General features: G+C 50.3%; 1 pseudogene. It reads right to left on the minus strand.

What is annotated here, in order from left to right:
• Positions 1-1,251: pseudogene (locus tag R7M72_RS25030) on the minus strand (glycine dehydrogenase (aminomethyl-transferring)); the annotation flags it as partial.

The raw sequence follows: 1,251 nt of genomic DNA on the forward strand, positions 1-1,251 counted from the left end.
GAGCTTGGGATCAAACATACGTTGCGGTGACCTTCGCCACGGCTTTCGTGGTAGCGTTGAATCGCGATAAGACCTGCATACTCACCCGATGCGCCGGAGTTTGGCTGTAGTGAGAATGCGTCGTAGCCTGTGATTTCACAAAGCTTCTCTTTTAGATCTTTCGCTAGCGCTGCATAGCCCGCTGCTTGTTCTGCTGGTGCGAATGGGTGGATAGAACCAAACTCAGGCCAAGTGATTGGGATCATCTCTGCCGCTGCGTTTAGCTTCATCGTACAGCTGCCTAGTGGAATCATACCGTGCGTTAGCGAGAAGTCTTTGTTTTCAAGCTGTTTTAGGTAACGCATCATTTGTGTTTCACTGTGGTAAGTGTTGAACACTGGGTGCGTTAGGTATTCTGAAGTGCGACGTAGCGCTTCTGGAATGGCGGCAAACTCGTTACCAGCAATTTCCGTTGATAGTGCGGCAACGTCTTCTTTTACGCCAAAGACGGCGAACAGTGCTTCGACATCTGCAACGGTTGTTGTTTCATCTAAGCTAATGCCTAGTTTGCCAGGTAGGACGCGTAGGTTGATGTCTGCTGCGAGTGCTTTTGTGTACAGATCTTGCGTTTTCTCACCAGTATTGATGGTGATGGTGTCGAAGAAGCTGTTATGAGCCAGTTCAAAGCCGCCTTTTGTTAGGCCAGCAGCAAGGATGGCAGTCATGCGGGGTGTGCGACGAGCAATGGTGCGTAGACCTTCTGCACCGTGGTAAACCGCGTAGAAAGATGCCATGTTTGCTAGTAACGCTTGAGCGGTACAGATGTTTGATGTCGCTTTTTCGCGGCGGATGTGCTGCTCGCGAGTCTGCATTGCCATACGAAGTGCTTGGTTGCCTTTCGCATCGATAGAAACACCGATAACACGGCCTGGCATTGTACGTTTATGTTTGTCACGAGTTGCCATAAATGCCGCGTGTGGACCGCCGTAACCCATTGGTACGCCGAAACGCTGAGCTGAACCGATTGCGACGTCTGCGCCCATTTCTCCAGCAGGCTTCAATAGGGTAGAAGCAAGTAGGTCAGTCGCAACAGTGACAAGGGTTTTGTTTGCTTGCGCTTTCGCGATGATGTCCGTTAGATCACGAACTTCACCCGTTGTGCTTGGGTATTGAACCAGCGCGCCGAATACGTCTTGCTCTGGTAGAGATTCTAAAGAGCCAACTAGCACTTCAAAACCGATGAATTTAGCTCGCGTTTTTACCACTTCGATG

The organism is Vibrio sp. YT-18 (assembly GCF_033337345.1).
Lineage (GTDB): Bacteria > Pseudomonadota > Gammaproteobacteria > Enterobacterales > Vibrionaceae > Vibrio > Vibrio alginolyticus.